General features: G+C 41.3%; 14 protein-coding genes. 10 read left to right on the top strand and 4 right to left on the bottom strand.

The genetic code is table 11. From position 1 onward, the window contains the following. Positions 1-485: 485 nt before the first annotated feature. The 4 genes from ACTRWE_RS03285 (at position 486) to modF (ending at position 6,541) form a co-directional block, all read left to right on the top strand. Entirely contained in the window at positions 486-848 is a 363-nt protein-coding gene (locus ACTRWE_RS03285; RefSeq protein ID WP_013463853.1) for a hypothetical protein, read from the top strand. Beyond that, entirely contained in the window at positions 848-3,178 is a 2,331-nt protein-coding gene (locus ACTRWE_RS03290; RefSeq protein ID WP_016899318.1) for a fatty acid cis/trans isomerase, read from the top strand. Before ACTRWE_RS03285 ends, ACTRWE_RS03290 begins: the two co-directional genes overlap by 1 nt. Positions 3,179-3,297: 119 nt before the next feature. Beyond that, complete coding sequence (locus ACTRWE_RS03295) at positions 3,298-5,022, top strand: response regulator (RefSeq protein WP_462879478.1); 1,725 nt, start codon at positions 3,298-3,300, stop codon at positions 5,020-5,022. Between the two features lie 67 nt (positions 5,023-5,089). Further along, positions 5,090-6,541 (top strand): molybdate ABC transporter ATP-binding protein ModF, encoded by a 1,452-nt coding sequence (gene modF / locus ACTRWE_RS03300; protein ID WP_462879479.1) that lies wholly within the window; start codon positions 5,090-5,092, stop codon positions 6,539-6,541. A 6-nt stretch (positions 6,542-6,547) separates the two neighbouring features. Here the strand turns inward: modF and ACTRWE_RS03305 are convergent, their stop codons facing one another. The 4 genes from ACTRWE_RS03305 to ACTRWE_RS03320 form a co-directional block, all read right to left on the bottom strand. Continuing rightward, positions 6,548-7,426: a TraB/GumN family protein gene (locus ACTRWE_RS03305; RefSeq protein WP_462879480.1), complete on the bottom strand. Its 879-nt coding sequence runs from the start codon at positions 7,424-7,426 to the stop codon at positions 6,548-6,550. 100 nt (positions 7,427-7,526) lie between these two features. Further along, positions 7,527-9,461 carry an LTA synthase family protein gene (locus ACTRWE_RS03310; protein ID WP_462879481.1) on the bottom strand — a complete coding sequence of 645 codons (1,935 nt, stop codon included), beginning with the start codon at positions 9,459-9,461 and terminating at the stop codon, positions 7,527-7,529. Continuing rightward, complete coding sequence (locus ACTRWE_RS03315) at positions 9,452-9,823, bottom strand: diacylglycerol kinase (RefSeq protein ID WP_008112748.1); 372 nt, start codon at positions 9,821-9,823, stop codon at positions 9,452-9,454. The genes ACTRWE_RS03310 and ACTRWE_RS03315 overlap by 10 nt, the downstream gene beginning before the upstream one ends. Further along, positions 9,820-11,493 carry a phosphoethanolamine transferase gene (locus tag ACTRWE_RS03320; protein WP_462879482.1) on the bottom strand — a complete coding sequence of 558 codons (1,674 nt, stop codon included), beginning with the start codon at positions 11,491-11,493 and terminating at the stop codon, positions 9,820-9,822. The genes ACTRWE_RS03315 and ACTRWE_RS03320 overlap by 4 nt, the downstream gene beginning before the upstream one ends. Before the next feature lie 529 nt (positions 11,494-12,022). On the opposite strand from ACTRWE_RS03320, the gene ilvG reads away from it, so the two are divergent. From ilvG to ACTRWE_RS03350, 6 genes are all read left to right on the top strand, one after another. Next, positions 12,023-13,672 (top strand): acetolactate synthase 2 catalytic subunit, encoded by a 1,650-nt coding sequence (gene ilvG, locus ACTRWE_RS03325; RefSeq protein ID WP_033104316.1) that lies wholly within the window; start codon positions 12,023-12,025, stop codon positions 13,670-13,672. Beyond that, positions 13,669-13,911 carry an acetolactate synthase 2 small subunit gene (gene ilvM / locus ACTRWE_RS03330; protein ID WP_028834467.1) on the top strand — a complete coding sequence of 81 codons (243 nt, stop codon included), beginning with the start codon at positions 13,669-13,671 and terminating at the stop codon, positions 13,909-13,911. Before ilvG ends, ilvM begins: the two co-directional genes overlap by 4 nt. Positions 13,912-14,013: 102 nt before the next feature. Next, positions 14,014-15,870: a dihydroxy-acid dehydratase gene (gene ilvD / locus ACTRWE_RS03335; RefSeq protein ID WP_013463862.1), complete on the top strand. Its 1,857-nt coding sequence runs from the start codon at positions 14,014-14,016 to the stop codon at positions 15,868-15,870. A gap of 2 nt (positions 15,871-15,872) precedes the next feature. Next, a complete protein-coding gene (gene ilvA, locus ACTRWE_RS03340; protein ID WP_462879483.1) occupies positions 15,873-17,426 on the top strand; it encodes a threonine ammonia-lyase, biosynthetic in 1,554 nt (517 codons plus the stop codon). A 144-nt stretch (positions 17,427-17,570) separates the two neighbouring features. After that, positions 17,571-18,554: an ABC transporter substrate-binding protein gene (locus ACTRWE_RS03345; protein WP_462879484.1), complete on the top strand. Its 984-nt coding sequence runs from the start codon at positions 17,571-17,573 to the stop codon at positions 18,552-18,554. 133 nt (positions 18,555-18,687) lie between these two features. Continuing rightward, entirely contained in the window at positions 18,688-19,872 is a 1,185-nt protein-coding gene (locus ACTRWE_RS03350) for a methyltransferase (RefSeq protein WP_076923016.1), read from the top strand. The last annotated feature ends 1 nt before the right edge of the window (position 19,873 follow it).

Genomic DNA, 19,873 nt, shown 5'->3' on the forward strand with positions numbered 1-19,873 from the left:
CAGCTCGGTGTAAATTTAACACTGTCACTTGGGTTGAGTTTTATCGCACTTAGAGGGTAAAGCATGAAGGTTCTACACTTACCTTATGCATTGGTGCTTAGTAGCAACGATCGTTGAGTTCTCAATTACTGTAATGCTGCAGGTTTCAGGTTTTAATGAGTGAAGTTTGGCGTTCCTGTTGTTGTCGTAACGAAGTTTAAAGCAGCATTGATACCGCTGCTTATACCAATCCGCAATAATACTCAATCATTTTGCGGGGCTAAACGTGCCGCTACCTGTGTTAAAAAATTCTCATTTAGAGCAACTAAATAGCGAATTTTTTGCCTAGCTATCCCCCCGTTTTTCCTGCCTCAAAATAGACCGCTTAATTAAGCGAATTGGTATTAAAAATTAACGAGGCTATTTTAAGGCTTGTTTATCGTTATTTAAGTTGGAACGTTGTTATAATAGGTAATAATTAAATAGTCAGTAGCGCAGAGAGTCCAATGGAACTTGAACAAGATAGCAATTTAACACTTCCTTTATTTATTCTAGATGAAACACTAAGTACCCGTGACTTAGCGCAGCCTGACTTGGAAATTTCAGTTATCTTAAGTGATGAGCTGCTTACTCAACTATGCCAGAACCCCAGTGCTGACAGTAGTATAGGCATTAGCATTGCAGACTATGAGTTGAATATCATCAATTCAAGCTTTGCTACCATAGCGCATAGCGAGCATGACGCTCAATTAACCATAACACAGGGCCCTCTATTAAGCGCTGTGGTGACTACTGTTGAAAACCTAACATTCGTATCACCGCAAATCGATATGATGCCTACATTCGATTTAGGTGATGAGACTGAATAATGAAAAAAAATATTATAGGTACTTTTGTACTGATTATCTTAAGTGGTTGTGCTTACTTAGGTAATGCACATTACAATGAATTATTCGGTCCTGAGAAAACACAAGATCGTATGGTTGCTCATAATAGCGGTGCTGGGGCTGAGTTTTTACAGCAAGTAAAGCCTGTACTCGATAACCGCTGCGTGGTTTGTCATGGCTGTTATGATGCGCCTTGCCAATTAAAACTCTCTTCTCCTGAAGGTATCGACAGAGGCCTCAGTAAAGAGTTGGTTTACGATGGTACTCGGTTGTTAGCCTCAACGCCGAGCCGATTATTATTTGATGCAACCACCACTGAGCAATGGCGTGATAAAGAATTTAGCCCGGTATTAAACGAGCGAGCACAAACTGAAGAAGCCAATTTAGCGGGTAGTGTGTTATTTAATACGCTGGTATTAAAGCAAAGTTCACCCTTGCCAGAAGATGAAGTATTAGATGAACGTTTTGATTTTTCACTTAGCCGCAACCAAAGTTGTGCGACGATGGGTGAGTTTGACCAATTAGCGGATGAGCAACCGCATGCGGGTATGCCTTATGGCTTGCCTGGAGTGACTGCTGCTGAATTTCAGCACTTACAAAACTGGATCAAAAAAGGCGGGAAAATGGCGCACATCAAGCCGCCATCAGCTGCTGAGCTTGCGCAAGTAAAAAACTGGGAAGCATTTTTAAATCAAGATGGTTTGAAGTACCAATTATCAGCGCGCTATATTTATGAGCATTGGTTTTTAGCACACATCTATTTTAGTGATGCACAATCACCTAACTTTTTTAAGTTGGTACGCTCAAGTACTCCCCCTGGTGAAGACATTAAACTAATAAGTTCTCGTCGCCCTTACGATAATCCAAACGTTGAGCGTGTTTATTATCGACTGCTTCACGACCGTTCTACTATTTTATCAAAAACGCATTTACCGCTTAAACTTAATGATGAAAAGTTGGCACGTATTTACCAGCAATTTATTGCGCCAAATTACACTGTATCTAGTTTACCAAGCTATGAGCCTACCCTTGCATCAAACCCGTTTAAAACGTTTGAAGCACTGCCTATAGATGCAAAATATCAATTTATGCTCGATGAAGCTGAGCTAATTATTATGGGCTTTATTAAAGGCCCTGTTTGTCGTGGTCAAATAGCACTCAATGTGATTAATGATCATTTTTGGGTGGCGTTTGCTGATCCTAAGAAGGTAGCGACTCCGGCGGTAGGTAAAATGCTGGTGCAACATGAGGATGCATTAGAGTTGCCCGCAGCAGAGGAAAGTAATGCGTTACCGATTTCTAATTGGGTCAAATACTCGGTTCGCGAAAAACGTTACTTAAAAGCCAAGGTAGAGCTTGCTAATAATCTGTTCAAAAACGGCGAGCATTTAACCACCGACTTATTGTGGAAAGGGGATGGGCACAATCAAAATGCGGCACTGACTATTTTTCGACACTTTGATAGTGCAACTGTAGTTAAAGGCTTTATTGGCCAACAACCTAAAACTATGTGGGTGCTTGATTACGCGCTGTTTGAGCGTATTCATTACTTGTTAGTTGCGGGCTTTGATGTGTATGGCAATATTGGCCATCAATTAATAACGCGCTTATACATGGACTTTTTACGTTTAGAAGGTGAGCACAACTTTTTAGCTTTGTTACCTGAAGCTCAGCGAGAGACAATTAAACAGAGTTGGTATCGAAAATCACCACCTAGTTTGTCGACCTTTTTTGAAAACAATCGTGAGTTTAGTCAACCCAGCGGTATTAACTATCAAACAGATGAACCGCAATCAGAGCTATATGGCTTAATTAAAGAGGCATTAGAGCCCGTTTTAAGTCCTCGTTATGACTATAAAAAAGTACCCGCACCATTAAGTGCGATTAATACCATGCCTGCTAAAGCAGTTAACTTACTGCCACAGCTATCTTATGTGCTAGTGAAAGAGCAGGATGGCCACACAGGCTATACGATTATTCACCATAACGCGCACTATAATATTTCGAGTCTACTAAACGAAGATGGACAGCGCGCCTATGAAGAAGATACGGTGACAATTGTTCCGGGCTTTATTGGTGATTACCCTTCTGCAATTTGGTATTTAAATAACGCCCAACAGGTTTCGGCCTTTGCAGAACAGTTACCGCTAATGCAAGTGGAAGCTGATTATCGCGCTTTAAAGTCTAAGTTTGCGATTCGTCGAACTCACCCGCAATTTTGGCAATACAGCGATATTTTACATCAGGTTGCCCGCCAGTACCGAGGTGTTGAATTTGGCATGTTTGATTATAATCGACTAGAAAATCGTTAGGTACACGCTAAACGGTTACAAGAGCCCAGCTTAACTAGCTGGGTTTTTTATATTTAATAATTTAGTAATTAGTTTGCTAAGCTTAGGCTACAGTTAAAACAAAAAAAGTAACCTAGTGTATGTTCAACATTGTTAAGAGTATTCGCAAACGTTACCGTTGGGCTTTAGTTGCTATTGCCTTGTTGGTCAGCGTATCTGCATTACTGATGCAATACTTCTTTTCAGTGCAAAAATACGATGCAAAAATTATCAATATAGCTGGCAAGCAACGTATGCTTTCGCAAAAAATAGCTTGGCATAGCAATGCATTAATTAATCAAACGGATAATCACGCACAACATCTTCAATCGTTAAAACACTCCCTTGAGTTATTTGAACAAGCCCATGAATATTTACTCACTAAAGATGAACAAGGTGACGCAGTTTATCTAAATACACCTTTATTTGATTTATATTATGCCCCCCCAAGCAACTTAGATGCAGAAGTGTTGGCCTTTATAACGCAAGCTAAAAATTTGGTTTCTCAAAAGGAGCCTATTAATTTGGCTTCGTTTTCCGTGAGCGAAGTTGAAGCATTACTTAAAAAATTAGACACTGCGGTGAGCTTATTTGAGCAACAAGCGGTAAAAAAGGTTGATTGGATCTCTAGTATTGAACTGCTTTGTTGGTTTTTTACTCTGGCATTATTGTTTTTAGAACTTAGATTTGTGTTTATGCCGATGGAAAAACGAGTTCTGCAGACCTTACAAAAGTATCAACAACAAAAAGAATTTGCAGAGCAGGTAAGTAATAACAAAGAGCACTTTATTGCACGAGCCAGTCATGAATTTAGAACCCCATTACAGGGGTTAATTACCTCGATCGATGAGCTAAAAATTCCCACTTCACAGCAGGATATACAACGCCAAGCTCGGTATTGCTCGGCGAGGTTGTTGGCGATGTTAGATGAATTACAAGATTTACAAGCGCTGAGTTTAAATCGTTGGTCGTTAAACCCGACCTCTGACAACTTACTAACCACCATAAATAAAGTGTTAGTTGTGTATGAATATGGTTGTACTGAGAAAGGGTTAAAGTTAATCAGAGAGTTAGCAGCGAGCTTAGACTGCGCGGTGATTGTAGATCATGCACGCCTACAACAAATAGTTAATGAGCTACTTAGTAATGCATTAAAGTTTACAGAGCAAGGAGAGGTGAAAGTCATCGCTACGCTCAACAATAACCAACTATCGCTGAGCGTCGAGGACACCGGCTGTGGCTTTGATCACCTTATCGAGCAATTAGAATTAGACAGCACTGAGCAAAGTAACCATTTTCAAGGACTCAGAACAGGCCTTACCCGTGTACAATATATTGTTGACGCATTAAAGGGTGAAATTCGTTTTGAAAATAATCATCAGCAAGGGGCCTCTGTATTTTTAACATTACCATTAGAGATGGATACTACTTTAAGCAAGTCATCGTCAATTCCTGATAACTTACATTGTTTAGTGGTTGAAGATAACCCACTTAATATGCTGGTACTCACTAAGCTATTAACCGCATTGAACATACACGCTGAATGCGCTGAGAATGGCAAAATAGCGTGTGAAATGGTCGCCAAAAAATCTTATGACGTCATCTTTATGGATTTAAATATGCCGGTTATGGATGGGTTTGAAGCTACTAAAATCTTGCATGATAACGATAAAACACTGCCGATTATTGTGGTTACCGCAAACACCTCTGATAGTGATCTTGCTCGCGCTAAAGCTTGTGGAGCAATAGGTCATATTCATAAACCCATAGATCAGCAAAGCATAATCGCGGCGCTAAACGATGCTTTTCTACCTGAGGTTGATTAAATCTCACTTGCCTAATTATTCCTTATTACGTTAGTTTGAGTTTTTAAGCTCTGTTTTGGGATCTAACGTGCGCTCAATTTTACTACAGCAATTTAGTGGTTATTTATCTACCGATGACAGTGTTCGGTATTATATCGACGATTTAACTTGGCAAGTAAAACAGGGTGAACATTGGGTCTTACTCGGGGGTAATGGTGCTGGAAAATCAGCACTCGCAGCAGCGTTAATTGGTGAAGCAAAACAACAAAGCGGGCAACGTCATAGTACCTTTAACAAGCTACAATTAGTGTCAAGTGATCTACAAAAGCAGTTACTTAACACGCATCGTAAAAGTGAAAAGCCACAAAAAGTAACAGACATGCTCTTTGCTGAGCCTCAAATAAATAGCGATTTATGCCAACAGTTAATCACCGCTTTTAATTTTGATGCCTTACTTAATCGTGATTTTACTGATTTATCTACTGGCGAAACGCGTAAATTATTATTAATTAAAGCGCTATCTGCTAACAGTGATTTAGTTGTGCTTGATGAACCATTTGATGGCTTAGACTCTGAATCGGTTGGACAGCTAAACCGCCTATTACAGCAGTTGAGCGCACAAACCTGCTTTGTGTTTGTGCTAAACCGTGTTGACGAAATTCCAGCGTTTGTTGATCACTTTGCTTATGTGAATAATGGTCGTTTACAACATAGCTTGGCAAAACCGTGTGCAGCAAAACAAGCGGATTTATTCAAATTACTTCATTTAGAGCATACATCATTAAGTATTCCCGATGCGCCTGAGCGCTGTTTTAAATCAGCGACAAACACGCCACTCGTTAAGCTCACTAATGTTCATGTGCGTTACAGCGAACAAACAATTTTTGAAAATTTAAACTGGACGATTAACCAATATCAGCACTGGCAACTCACCGGGAAAAATGGCTCAGGTAAAACTTGTTTATTAAATTTAATTACAGGTGATAACCCTCAGTGCTATAACAATGAGATTGAAGTGTTTGGTTTTAAGCGTGGCACAGGGGAGAGTATTTGGGATATAAAACAGCACATTGGTTATATTTCAAATACGCTACATTTGCAGTATCGAGTGAGTATTTCGGCGCTTAATACTATTATTTCAGGGTTTTTCGATAGTATAGGTTTATATCAACAAGCCAGTGAGTTACAAACGCGTTTAGCTAAAGAGTGGTTGGCACTAATTGGTTTAAGTGACAAAACAAATAGTGCTTTTACCCAGCTATCGTATGGCGATCAGCGACTATTACTGATTGTGCGCGCAATGGTTAAACATCCTGCTTTGCTTATTTTAGATGAGCCATGTTTAGGGCTTGATGAGGCAAATCGTCAACGCGTTTTACTGCTGATTGAAAAGGTGTGTGCTGCAAAAACGAGTACCGTTATTTATGTAAACCATCATGCAGCAGATACCATTAAAGGGATTGAACACACCTTAAAAATGGAAGATTTTAAACCGGCTCACTATGGGCAACATGCTGCTCATAGTGAGACGCTTATGTAAGCTTGTTTATAACTGAGTAACCTTAAACCCTTGGTCGCGAAGTTGTTTAATTAAACCATGCTGCTCAACTAAGTGCAGAGCACCTACCGCAATAAACACCTTGCCTTGTTCAAGTTTAGGCGTGAGCTGAGTGACCCAATTATTATTGCGCTCAATCAGCATAACTTGCTCGCTTTGTTGACCGTATTGGCTGTCATCAAAACTGGTGTGGTAATAGCCGGTTAGGGTTTGCATATCGCCCTTTTTCCATGCATCCACTAGGGTGATAAAGTAGGTATTAATATCGCTTAGTTGCTCAAAAGTTTCTGCTATCATGGCATTGCTTAATGACTCTAAGCCATTAAACATCTGTAGTTGTTGCTCTATGGTTTCAAGCTCCGCAATGTTAATACTGTGCTTTTGCGCGTACTCGAGTATTTGCTTATCGATGCCGTTTTTATCTGAATAGCCCGCGTTTTGAAACTCAATTTGCATCATGGTCAACATAACAGCCCAAGGTTTGAAACTGTTGAACATGGCAATATCAATCGATTTTTTAGCAAAGTAGTTTTTGAGGAGTTGATAATTTTTTTCTGAAAGCTCGCTCTGTAGCTTACGCCCGTTAGTAAGCAGCATAAACGGCATAGAACGTTGCTGCATTTGTAATGGTGATAGTTTACTAATATCCACTTCAACAACAACTTGATTACTGTTATCCAGTGCGTGAGTCACTTTTTGTGGTAGCCCTTTCATGCTGGCATCACCCACATGCACGGTGCCAAATAAATACGAGCTAGCGCCTTGCTTTTCTATTTTGAATAGAGCTGGTGCTGCATAGCCATTGACGCTAAAGGCTAAAAGTAATAACACCATAAATAAATGACTAATACGTAATGACACGTTCATAAAATCCTATCCAAGTTTAAGTCGTTTTATAAATACTAACTTAGTTTACTTTATAGGTAACGTAAAAATGCCTGATTAATCAATCAGGCATTTATCGGTGTTATTGATACCAATTATTGCTGTAGGCCATGTTGCCATAATTAGCCACCGCACGAGCTTGCTTGATGAGTGCGCTATCGTTATGTCTGGGGTGTAATTGCTTATTTTTATAAATATAGGTGGTTGCCGGTTTATCTGGCTGCAAAATAACAACGTTATCATTTTGCATGTAAGCAAAGTTTTTATCGTACTGCATCATTGCACGCTGCTTATTTTTGGCCACAGGGCGAGTGAGATCGTGACCAATCATTGGGTGTTCACCGCTGGCGCCAATAAGCGACAGTAAGGTGGTAGGAATATCCAGCTGACTGGCTAATTGATGATCGCGTTTGGGCTTAATACCGTTTCCAAAAATAACCGCAGGAATTCTAAAGTGATCAATAGGTACAAGGCTGGAACCAGACACGCGTGAGTCGTGATCAGCAATCACTATAAACACAGTATCGTCCCAGAAAGATGATTTTTTCGCCTTTTCAATGAATGTGCCTAGGGCATAATCTGCATATTTAGCTGCGTTATTACGGCTTTGCTTTGGTTGCTCAAACAGGGCTATTTTACCGTCCGGAAATTCATAAGGGCTATGATTAGAACTACTAAAAATCAGACTAAAAAATGGCTTTTGCTGTTGTTGTAATTTATTCAGCTCTTTATCTGCTTGAGTAAATAAATCTTCGTCAGATGCGCCCCATGAACCATTAAAGTTAATGTTAGCGAAGCTTTCACTATCAACAATATCACTAAAGCCGTTACCCAAAAAGAAGCTACGCATGTTGTCAAAGTGACTTTCTCCACCATAAATAAACTGAGTATGGTAGTCCTGCTTTGCTAAAAAACTAGCCAAGGTAAAAAAGTCACGTTGTGATTTATCGAGTTTTACAACCGCGCGTGAGGGAGTCGGTGTAAAACCGGTTATAACTGCTTCAATACCGCGTACAGAGCGAGTGCCGGTAGCGTATAAGTTATCAAATCCCCAGCCCTGTTGATAAAGTGCATCTATATTGGGCGTTAAGGGTAAGCCACCTAAGATACCTACATAACGAGCGCCCAAGCTTTCTTGCAGAATAATAACCAGGTTTTTCTTTTTACCTTGGTAGCTTGCCTGATGAAAAGTGCGGGTAGGGGCATTTGGATTATTAAATATTGCTTGAGGATTTTGCATGGTACTGCGTACTGTGGCGAGTAACTCCTCTTGAGGGACCTTGCCATAATATGCCTGACTTGATTGCTCATTGGAGAGCTGTTTTAACGCAAATGCTACGCTATATAGTGAATTAAGCGTGAGGTCATTCAGCAAGTGGTCGGTAGAAAATGCCACCATAGCGGGGTTTAATGGACGATGGCCTAATGAATTTCGAGCGCCTAACAGTGTTAGGCTACATATAATAACAGCTAATAGTGATAGTTTTATTGCCCCTAGGGACGAGCGGTTTTGCCATTGCTGAGTAAGAATTTTGTTAGCAAATTTAATGGTGAAAACGAGCGCTAAAACAGCGAAGAGGACTTCGAGTTTGTAACCTGAAAAAATCATTTTAGAGACTTCTTTAGGATAAATAAGGTATTCAATAAATAGGCGATTAGGGCGTAAGTCGTATTCGTTAATAAACGTGGGTGTAATAACCTCAAAAAACACTAACATCGCAGCCATTATTACTAAATACCACTTTACGACTCCTCGAATATAAGCAGTTAATTTGAGAGCATGTGCTGCAAGTGTTAGTAACAAAGCGGGGGTTATGATGTAGCATAATGTTGCTATATCAACACGTAAACCGCCTACAAAAACAAAGTGCCAGGCGCCTTCGGTAAATACACGGCCACTTTGCCACAAACTTAAACCTAATCGCGCAAAAGTTAGCAAGCATAGGAGTGCGAAAAAAAATACCGCTAAAACCCACAATGGCCCCAGTACTTTTTTAGTGCTACTGATTAAGTCCATAGCACAGACCACCAAACTAAAATAGCAATAAGCATGGCGATAAAGACACTGGCGGATGCAATATCTTTAGCTAGGCCTGATAGTTCATGATATTCGCTACCGATGCGATCAACCACCACTTCGACTGCGGTATTGACCAACTCAGCAAATAACACAAACAATAAGCTGGCAATCAATATTAATTTGCTACTTAAAGTAATTTCTTGCAAGCAGGCAAATACGCCTAGCAAACTAAATAAAACCAACTCTTGCTGAAAAGCAGCCTCAAATCGGCTCATCCATTTTAGGCCGTTAAATGTATGGCTTAAGGTAAAAATTAGGCGCATTAGGCCTTGGCGTTTTATAACGGTTTTATTATTCATATTTTAGTTTCGCTATGGTTAATCGTTTGACATGACGCGAGTAAATCTTCAGAGGTTTGGTAGGTTTTACTCGCAACACCGGTTAAGCTTAAAAGGGTATGAAAAATAGCATCGTGTGATTGCGCTAAAGTGCTATTTAAGTTGTTTAGACACTTGGCTGTAATGCGCTGATTATGCTCATCAGCCCAGATGTAAAGAGGCACATGGGTTTGAGCTGTTGGTGCAAATGCATAGGGAAAGCCATGTAAGTATGCGCCATTTTCACCGAGCGACTCGCCATGGTCTGACACATACAGTAACTGCTTATCAATATTAGCTGGCAGTGCCTTTAACTGTTCAATAACTTGAGCGTTGATAAAATCACTATAAGCAATTGTATTATCGTAGGTGTTAACCAGTTCTTCAGCGCTACAGTTTTGAATATCGCTGCGGTCGCAGGTTGGACTAAACTGTTTAAATTTTTCAGGGTAGCGCTTAAAGTAAGTAGGGCCATGTGAACCCATCATATGCAGCACTATAACCGTATTAGCCTGACTCAAATTGGCAAGCTTGTGCTTTAGTGGGGCTAGTAACGCTTCATCAAAACAGTATTTACCATCACATAGTTCAGATGCTTTGGTATCAATACTAATAGTAGGTACGCGCGTGCAGACGTTTTTACAGCCACTATTATTATCAACCCACAAGACATCTGCGCCTGCTTGTTGTATCAAATCAATCACGTTTTGCTGATTATCACTGTCTAAACGAGAAAAATTGGCATGAGTTTGCAGTGAAAACATACATGGTACTGACGCTGCTGTGGCCGTGCCACACGACGATACGTTATCGAAATAAGTGACATTATGTTTTTGCGTGTATTGGTTGGTATTACGCTCATAGCCTTGGTAGGAAAAATTTTCAGCTCGAGCGGTTTCACCTACCACGATGACAGTAACTCGTGTTGTGCTTGGTGATGCTAAAGTTGGCGTGGTATCAATATTTTTAAATTCAATATCGCTATAAAGTAACTGGTCACGGGCGTATTTGTAGCCACTAGAGAGATATTGAAATGGAATAATTTCTTTTTTAAGAATACGGTTATTACGACCCGTTGCCGCGTAATCGGCGTAAAAGTTAACGACCACTAATGCAATCAGTGCAAAGCTTGCTAAAAGCAGTTTAAGACGGCTAATAACTTCTTTGTATGGGCGAGCGCAGTTTATTTTTATTCTACTCAAAATAAAGACAGGTAATGCGGCAAAAAGCAGTAAAAAGCCAACAAGTTGCAGGTTTAAATAGCTTAACGCTTCACTAGAGTCAGTTTCGACGGTGTTTTGTATCATGGAATAATCAAACACCACACCATAGTTCAATGAGCCATATAACGCCGCACTCGAGAGCACTAGCAGCAAGTAGTTAATGGGTTTTAGTATTCCCCGAATAGAAACCACTGAAAAGAATATGATTAGCAAACAAATCAGTAGTAACGGCACAGAAAACAAAAATAGCCATGAAAATGTGTGCAACGAGGTAATAGCGCTAAACGCACCATGCATAAATGGAATATTAATAACTAAGCCGTAATAACAAGCCATAAAAATAATGAATGCATTAGCACTGCAATTAAAATAAAAGCGTTTTTTAGTATTTGCTTGCGGTTGCTTACTGAGTTTGAAAGTTAAGTTCATAACACGCCTCTTTTTAGTGAACGTTGTTATGCTAGGCTGCCACGCTTAAGAAACTCTTAAGGAATCGATTTATTTTAATTTTGTTAGATAAAAATGAGGCGGCTTACTAAAAATTAATCAAACCAGAATTCAGTGTTATAAGAATAGTGAATTTCCTGAGTTGAAATGAAGGGATAAAAAATCTATTTAATCTGGCTTAATTGAATTTTAAAACCTGAGTAAGTGTGTTTTTATAATTATTATGAATTGAATTTGGTGTTGACTTAGCGCCCTGAGCGCGGTACTAATATAAAAAGACAGCGAAACAAGATGTTCGCAATGACTAAATCTTAAATGGTACTGAATTTTATGCTTAAAAATGCACTTAACCTAGTCCTAATTATTATCGTGGTGATTATTCCCGCGAGGGCTTCGTAGTGCTTTAAAAAACTAAGCATTGAAAAGCCCTCCGCACTTAACCGTCCGGGGGGCTTTTTAGTTTTAGAGTTAAATTTTTAATGGGTTGTCACACAGGAATGAGGATTTACTAATGACAGGCGCAGAACTAACAATCGATTTACTCGCCAAACACGGCGTAGATGAAGTATTTGGCTACCCAGGTGGTGCTATTATGCCCATTTACGATGCCTTGTATGGTGCGCCTGTAAAACATTATCTTACTCGTCATGAGCAAGGTGCAGGGTTTGCCGCCGTGGGCTATGCACGCAGTACTGGACGTTTAGGTGTGTGCTTGGCAACATCAGGCCCTGGAGCGACTAATTTAATTACCGCATTGGCAGATGCCATGATGGACTCAGTGCCTTTACTTGCTATTACAGGGCAAGTACCAACCGCTGCTATTGGCTCTGATGCTTTTCAGGAAATTGACGTGCTTGGCATGTCGCTTTCGTGTACTAAACACAGTTACATGGTTGAGCGAGCAGAAGATTTAGCCGAAATATTACAAGAAGCGATGCATTTAGCACAAAGCGGCCGTCCAGGCCCCGTTTTAGTTGATATCCCCAAAGACATTCAAATGGCGCAGGTGCCTTTTAAACCTTGGTTAGCAGCTGATGAATACTTACCGCAACTTGATTTAAACCAAGTTGCTATCGCCAATCAATTACTCAGTGAAGCCAAACGGCCTGTTGCCTATGTTGGTGGGGGCGTTCATGCCGCTGATGCGCAAAATGAATTAATGCAATTTTTAAATAAAACGCAAATGCCTGCGGTTTCAACCCTTAAAGCATTGGGCAGTGTATTACCTGATTACGAATATGATTTAGGCATGCTAGGTATGCATGGCGGTCAAGCGGCTAATTTAGCCGTGCAAGAATGTGATGTATTAGTGTGTATTGGCGCTCGCTTTGATGACCGTGTAACAGGTAACTTAGCTAAGTTTGCTGCAAAAGCAAACGTGATTCATTTAGACATAGATGCAGCCGAGGTTGGTAAACGCAAACCCGCAAAGGCTTCTTTAATTGCTGATTTAAAAACCTCACTTCCCGCCCTTGAGTGCGTCGTTACGCCAAAAGCGTGGTGCGATCATAATAAACAAATGATGGTTAAGCATGCATGGCGCTACGACTATCCGGGTGAAAAAGTATTTGCCCCTTATTTACTTAATCAACTAAGCCAGCGTATGCCAAGCACCAGTGTTGTTTGCTGCGATGTGGGTCAGCACCAAATGTGGGTTGCGCAGCATATGAAATTTAACCATCCATGCAACCACTTAAGCAGTGGCGGTGCAGGCACCATGGGATTTGGTTTACCTGCGGCAATCGGCGCACAAATAGCGAGAAAAGATGACTTTGTGATCACCGTATCAGGTGATGGTTCAATCATGATGAATATCCAAGAGCTTGCCACTATTCGTCGTAATAATTTACCAGTAAAAATACTGATACTTGATAACCAGCGTTTAGGCATGGTTCGCCAATGGCAGGAGTTATTTTTTGAAGGGCGCTATAGCGAAACCAACTTGTCAGATAACCCTGACTTTGTACAGCTAGCGGCTGTTTTTGGTATTGCGGGGCAAACGATTACCCATGCCAATCAAGTGGATGATGCAATCACAGCCTTATTAAATAGCGATGGGCCTTACATTGTTCATGCTTGTATTGATGATAAAGAAAACGTATGGCCACTTGTTCCACCTGGGGCTGCTAACGATGAAATGATGACGGAGAAAGCACAATGAAACACAGTTTAACTATTGCCTTAAAAAGCCAAAGTGTCGCAATCGAGCGCTTTTTACGTGTCGTGCGTCATCGTGGTTTTGATTTAACTCACTTGCAGCTCAATATGGACGATGGCCAATATAATATGGCCATGACGGTTGATAGCGATAAACCAATTTATTTGCTTACCAGTCAACTAAATAAATTGGTTGATGTGAAACATGTCACGCTGCAAAGCTTACAGCAACAAGCTGTATAACAAAAAATTTAACAGATTTTACGAGTAACTGTTCACGTGGTTACTCATCAATTTTAAGAATGAGGAATGCCCGCATTTATTGCGGCAAATACTGAGGTAACTATGGCTAAATTAAGAAGTGCAACGACTACTGAAGGACGTAAACGCGCAGGCGCAAGAGCATTATGGCGTGCAACAGGCATGACCGACACCGACTTTGGTAAACCCATTATTGCTGTGGTTAACTCATTTACACAATTTGTGCCGGGGCATGTGCATCTTAATCAGCTCAGTGAACTTATGGCTGAAACCATCACCCAAGCGGGCGGTGTTCCAAAAGAATTTAATACCATCGCCATAGATGACGGTATTGCCATGGGGCACGGCGGTATGCTTTATTCACTGCCATCGCGCGATTTAATAGCCGACTCAGTAGAGTACATGGTCAATGGCCATTGTGCTGATGCGATGATTTGTATCTCAAACTGCGACAAAATCACCCCTGGGATGATGTTAGCGGCGCTGCGTTTAAATATACCGGTTATTTTTGTATCGGGTGGCCCTATGGAAGCGGGTAAAACTAAATTAGCCAATATCGATATTAAACTCGATTTAGTAGATGCCATGGTTAAAGGTGCCGATGAATCGGTAAGTGATGCCGACTCAGAGCAAGTTGAACGCTCTGCATGCCCTACCTGTGGGTCGTGTTCAGGGATGTTTACTGCCAACTCAATGAACTGTTTATTAGAAGCAATAGGCCTTGCGCTGCCGGGTAACGGTACCACGCTTGCGACCCACAAAGACCGTAAACAATTGTATGTTGAAGCAGGTGCTCGCATCGTTGATTTATGCCGCGAGTATTACCAAAAAGATAACCAAGACGTACTGCCTCGTGCCATCGCTAATAAAACCGCATTTATGAACTCTATGGTGGTTGATATTGCCATGGGCGGCTCATCAAATACGGTATTACATTTACTCGCAGCGGCACAAGAAGCCGGTGTAGATTTTGATATGTCACACATTGATGAACTTTCACGTAAAACCCCGTTTTTATGTAAAGTTGCTCCAGCTACCGCGCAATACCATATTGAAGACGTACACCGCGCTGGTGGCATGATGGCCATAGTACGCGAGCTTGGTAAAGCCGGCTTGGTTGATTTATCGGTTAATCATGTTGCCGGCATGACCATGGGTGAGCTGGTAAAAAAATGGGATGCAACGGATCCTAATAACGAAGTGGCGCGAAAGTTTTACCGCGCGGGTCCCGCTGGTATTCGTACTACTAAAGCCATGAGCCAAGATTGCCGTTGGGACGAAGGGGATAATGACCGTGAACATGGTTGTATTCGCAGTGTTGAACATGCATTTCGTCAAGATGGCGGCCTCGCGGTACTTTCAGGTAATTTAGCGGTTGATGGCTGTATTGTTAAAAGTGCCGGCGTTGTCGATGAAATGCTGCACTTTGAAGGCACTGCTGTTGTTTATGAGTCTCAAGATGACTCTGTAGAAGGGATTTTAAATGGTGAAGTAAAAGCCGGCGATGTAGTTGTAATTCGTTACGAAGGCCCTAAAGGCGGCCCAGGCATGCAAGAAATGCTATACCCAACCAGCTACTTAAAATCAAAAGGCTTGGCTGAAAAATGTGCCTTGATCACCGATGGTCGCTTCTCGGGTGGTACGTCAGGTTTATCGATTGGCCATGTGTCTCCCGAGGCAGCCAGCGGTGGCGCGATAGCTTATGTTGAAAATGGCGATAAAATTATCATCGATATCGCTACTCGAGAAATTACTTTAGCATTAAGCGATGAGGAACTCGAAGCTCGCAGGCAAAAACAATTGGCTCGTGGTAAACAAGCTTATAAGCCGCTTAACCGCGATCGTTATGTGTCATCTGCGCTTAAAGCGTATGCGCTACTAGCAACCAGTGCCGATAAAGGTGCGGTGCGTGATTTAGCCAAACTGGAGGAGCTTAGTTAGGTATGGTTTCTCAAGAACTCGATTATTTTCGCGCTATTATCCAAGCCAATATGGAGCCTTTAGCTAAGGTGACTGAGGTGAGTGAAATGGCCGAATTGAGTGCACGATTAGGTAATCATGTTTGGTTAAAGCGTGAAGATCAGCAACCGGTGTACTCGTTTAAATTACGCGGTGCTTTTAATAAATTAAATAAGCTGCCAAAGGGCTCGGTCGTGATAACCGCATCGGCAGGCAATCATGCTCAAGGGGTGGCGCTGAGTGCTTCACACCTAGGGCATCAAGCCACCATTGTTATGCCCGTAACGACGCCTGAAATTAAGGTTAATGCGGTAAGGGCATTGGGCGGGGAAGTCGTGTTACATGGTCATCAATTTGATGCCGCAAAGGCGTATGCGCTTGAATTAACTGAGCAGCGAAACGGCGTATTTGTACCTCCATTTGATGACCCTGATGTCATTGTTGGTCAAGGCACGGTTGCCCGTGAACTAATGCAGCAGCTGAACGACTTAGACGTGGTATTTATTCCCGTTGGCGGCGGCGGATTGCTGGCGGGTATGGCGGTATACATTAAATCGCTGCGCCCAGATATCAAAGTGATTGGGGTCGAGGCTAATGAAAGCGCTTGTTTAAAAGCTGCCATGGACGCGGGTGAACCTGTAGAGCTAGAGAGAGTAGGAAGCTTTGCCGATGGTGTTGCCGTAAAAATAATTGGTAGCGAAACATTTAGACTGGCGCAAAAGTTTTGCGACGAAGTGGTGACCGTATCAGACGATGAAATATGTGCAGCCATGCAAGATATTTTTGTATCAACCCGTGCCATTGCAGAGCCTTCAGGTGCACTTGCTACCGCTGGGCTTAAAAAATGGTCTCAGCAGTCGGGTTTAAAGGGGTTAAATTTAGCGGCTATTTTGTCTGGTGCTAATTTAAATTTTGATCGCTTACGCTATGTAGCTGAACGTACTGCATTGGGTGAGAAGAACGAAGCATTATTAGCGGTAACAATTGATGAAAAACGCGGTAGCTTTAAACAATTTTGTGCATCACTAGGTGGGCGCGCTATTACCGAATTTAACTATCGTTATGCGGGGCCTGGCGAGGCGCAAATTTTTGTTGGTATTGCACTGCGCCAAGGATTAGCAGAACTTGAGGAGCTTAAACTAAGCCTAACTGATAATGGCTATACGTTTTGCGACTTGTCAGATAACGAATTAGCAAAACTTCATGTACGGTATATGGTTGGTGGTAAAGCGCCAGAGCAGCTACATGAACGCTTACTGCGGTTTGAGTTTCCAGAGTACCCAGGTGCATTAGCGCGCTTTTTAGATACACTGGGTAGTAATTGGAATATCACTTTATTTCACTACCGTAATCATGGCGGTTCAACGGGTAATGTATTGGCAGGTTTTGCTATTGAACCAAGTCAATATGAGATGTTTAATGAGCACTTAAACCGCCTAGGTTACAGTGTTCAAGACGAAACCCATAACCCGTGTTTCACCCAGTTTTTAACCACACAACCTCAAGCAGAAAAGCTCGAAAAAATCGCTCTAGCCTAACTCTATCCTAAGCAAGCATCTTATCCCGATGCTTGCTTTATTAGTTGTTTTACATATAGTTATAATTAATTATCATGTTTATGGAAGCCTGCTTTGCTACTTAAAGGAATAATAATTAGCACCTGCTTTTTTTGTAGCCAGTTAATGGCGCAGGAATCAATCACGTTACAATTAAAGTGGACGCACCAATTTCAATTCGCTGGCTATTATATGGCCAAACAAAAAGGCTTTTATAATGAGGCCGGTTTAGACGTCACTATTGTGCCTGCCGATCCAAAACGGCCAAATAGTTTTGGTGCGGTAGAGCGAGGAGAGGCGCAATTTGGTGTAGCACATTCAGGTATATTAGAACGCCGTATTGCCGGTGAACCCTTTGTAGCCATGGCTGCCATATTACAGTTTTCTCCTTACTGTTGGATGGTAAAAGAAAGCTCTGATATTTTTCATGCCCGTGATTTTGTCAATAAACGTGTAAGTGAAGTGAGTAAAGAGAGCAATTCTGAGTTGTTAACTATGCTCAAGCGCAGCGGTATAAATATCGAAAAGTTGGCTATATACAAAGGCGATAAATTACAAAAAGCATGGATGGTAAATAAAATAGATGCCATCGAAGTCTATGTTACCGACTTACCTTATTATATGGATCAGCAAGGTATTGCTCATCGACTTATATGTCCACAACGTTATGGTATGGACGTATACGCAGATATTTTATTTACCAGTGATAACATGATTAAGTACCACCCCGATACGGTAGAAAAGTTTTACCAAGCGAGTTTAAAAGGGTGGCGCTATGCGGTAATGAATATGGATGAAGCCATCGCCATTACTCAGCAGTTTTATGCCCCTGAGCGTAGTTTTCATCAATTAGCTTATGAGGCCGAAGTGCTAAAAGACTATATTGCGCCACCAAGCACCAATGTGGGTAATATGTCGATGGCCAAATGGCGTTTAATTGCTGATTTATATGAGATTGACCAAACAAAGTTTGACGAAGTAAAATCCGATTTTATTTATAAATATAAAAAACAAGAAACGTTGCAGCTTTCTTGGATGCTGATTGCGGCCATTATTATTAGTATTATTTCTATTCCCCTTTATTTACGGTTAATGTTCAAAGCACGCTAATGGCTAATTTAACCAATAGAAAAGGTGGGAAAGTTAAGTAATCCCCTTGCTCTGCGAGGTTAAAAAAATAACCGCTTAATTAGGCGTGAGTGTACTGGTATAATTTATTGCCTTTTTAATATTTTAAGCTGTTATGACCTTAACTGAGCAATTTACTGCCCTCGATTCGTTACTGATGAATACGCGCTCGTATTGGCAATGTACTGCGTTTGATTTTGACTGTTTACCGTGGCCTGAATTACACGACCCCCTAACTGCTTTAACTGATCAGGACGTTGCTGAGTTAGATACTGATCAAGCGCAACTTTATCAGTTTTTTTCACCTTACATACCCGGTATTGAGCAATTAAGCCGATTAGCTTCACTCCCTGTCATAACAAGCAGTCGAACGGATTATCCGTTTTGGATTAGTAACGGTATTAAAGGACGAAAGTTTACACAGCTACAAGACTTTGTTGGTGCGCTACCTGCCAATGATCAGCCTATTTTAGAGTGGTGTGCAGGCAAAGGCCATTTAGGACGAATGTTAGCTTTTAATGGTGCGCCGAGCGTGCACAGTATTGAGCTACAATCTCACTTATGTGAGCAAGGACAAAAAAGTGCGCAGCAACAGGGGCTTGCTATGCAATTTAGCCAAGCTGATGTACTCACAGATAACACTCAGGATTTTTTTAACCCACAAACCCATGCCGTTGCTTTACATGCCTGCGGTGCGTTACATCAAACTTTTATGCATCAAGCCAGTGCGGCCAAAGTAACACAAATTAGTTTTTCACCTTGTTGCTATCACTTGTTTACCGAGAATAATTATCAAGCAATGAGCGAACAGGCGAAGCGAAGTGCGCTTAATTTAACTCATCGAGATTTAAAACTCGCCTTGCAAGAAACCGTCACAGCTCCATCGCGAGTGGGCAAAGTACGAAAAACAGAAGTTGAGTGGCGACTCGGGTTTGATGCTTTAAGAAAGTCACTCACCGGTGAGTCGGCGTATGTTAGTGTGCCCTCAGTGAATAAAGCAATATTTTCAGATTCGTTTGAATCATTTTGTAAGTGGGCGGCAGATAAAAAAGCCTTAAAACTGCCAAAAGATATTGATTACAATAAATTTTTATTGATTGGGCAGGCGCGAAAAAAGATAACCGAGCGAGTTGAACTGGTTCGACATGTGTTTAGAAGAGCAATAGAAGTTTGGCTTGTGCTCGATCGTGCTTTATATTTGCAACAGCAAGGCTATAACGTCAGTGTTAGTACATTTTGTGAGAAGCAATTAACACCCCGTAATATTTTAATTTTAGCCAGTTTAACGCCCTCGACCTAAA

It is taken from the genome of Pseudoalteromonas sp. G5_S1_54_S4, from assembly GCF_054968565.1.

Excerpts from the sequence above, each read along its gene's own strand:
- ACTRWE_RS03315 (WP_008112748.1), bottom strand. The coding sequence starts at position 9,823 with ATGAATAATAAAACCGTTATAAAACGCCAAGGCCTAATGCGCCTAATT.
- ilvD (WP_013463862.1), top strand. The coding sequence starts at position 14,014 with ATGGCTAAATTAAGAAGTGCAACGACTACTGAAGGACGTAAACGCGCA.
- ACTRWE_RS03320 (WP_462879482.1), bottom strand. The coding sequence starts at position 11,493 with ATGAACTTAACTTTCAAACTCAGTAAGCAACCGCAAGCAAATACTAAA.
- ACTRWE_RS03285 (WP_013463853.1), top strand. The coding sequence starts at position 486 with ATGGAACTTGAACAAGATAGCAATTTAACACTTCCTTTATTTATTCTA.
- ACTRWE_RS03305 (WP_462879480.1), bottom strand. The coding sequence starts at position 7,426 with ATGAACGTGTCATTACGTATTAGTCATTTATTTATGGTGTTATTACTT.
- ACTRWE_RS03350 (WP_076923016.1), top strand. The coding sequence starts at position 18,688 with ATGACCTTAACTGAGCAATTTACTGCCCTCGATTCGTTACTGATGAAT.
- ilvG (WP_033104316.1), top strand. The coding sequence starts at position 12,023 with ATGACAGGCGCAGAACTAACAATCGATTTACTCGCCAAACACGGCGTA.
- ACTRWE_RS03290 (WP_016899318.1), top strand. The coding sequence starts at position 848 with ATGAAAAAAAATATTATAGGTACTTTTGTACTGATTATCTTAAGTGGT.
- ACTRWE_RS03345 (WP_462879484.1), top strand. The coding sequence starts at position 17,571 with ATGGCGCAGGAATCAATCACGTTACAATTAAAGTGGACGCACCAATTT.
- ilvA (WP_462879483.1), top strand. The coding sequence starts at position 15,873 with ATGGTTTCTCAAGAACTCGATTATTTTCGCGCTATTATCCAAGCCAAT.
- ilvM (WP_028834467.1), top strand. The coding sequence starts at position 13,669 with ATGAAACACAGTTTAACTATTGCCTTAAAAAGCCAAAGTGTCGCAATC.
- ACTRWE_RS03295 (WP_462879478.1), top strand. The coding sequence starts at position 3,298 with ATGTTCAACATTGTTAAGAGTATTCGCAAACGTTACCGTTGGGCTTTA.
- ACTRWE_RS03310 (WP_462879481.1), bottom strand. The coding sequence starts at position 9,461 with ATGGACTTAATCAGTAGCACTAAAAAAGTACTGGGGCCATTGTGGGTT.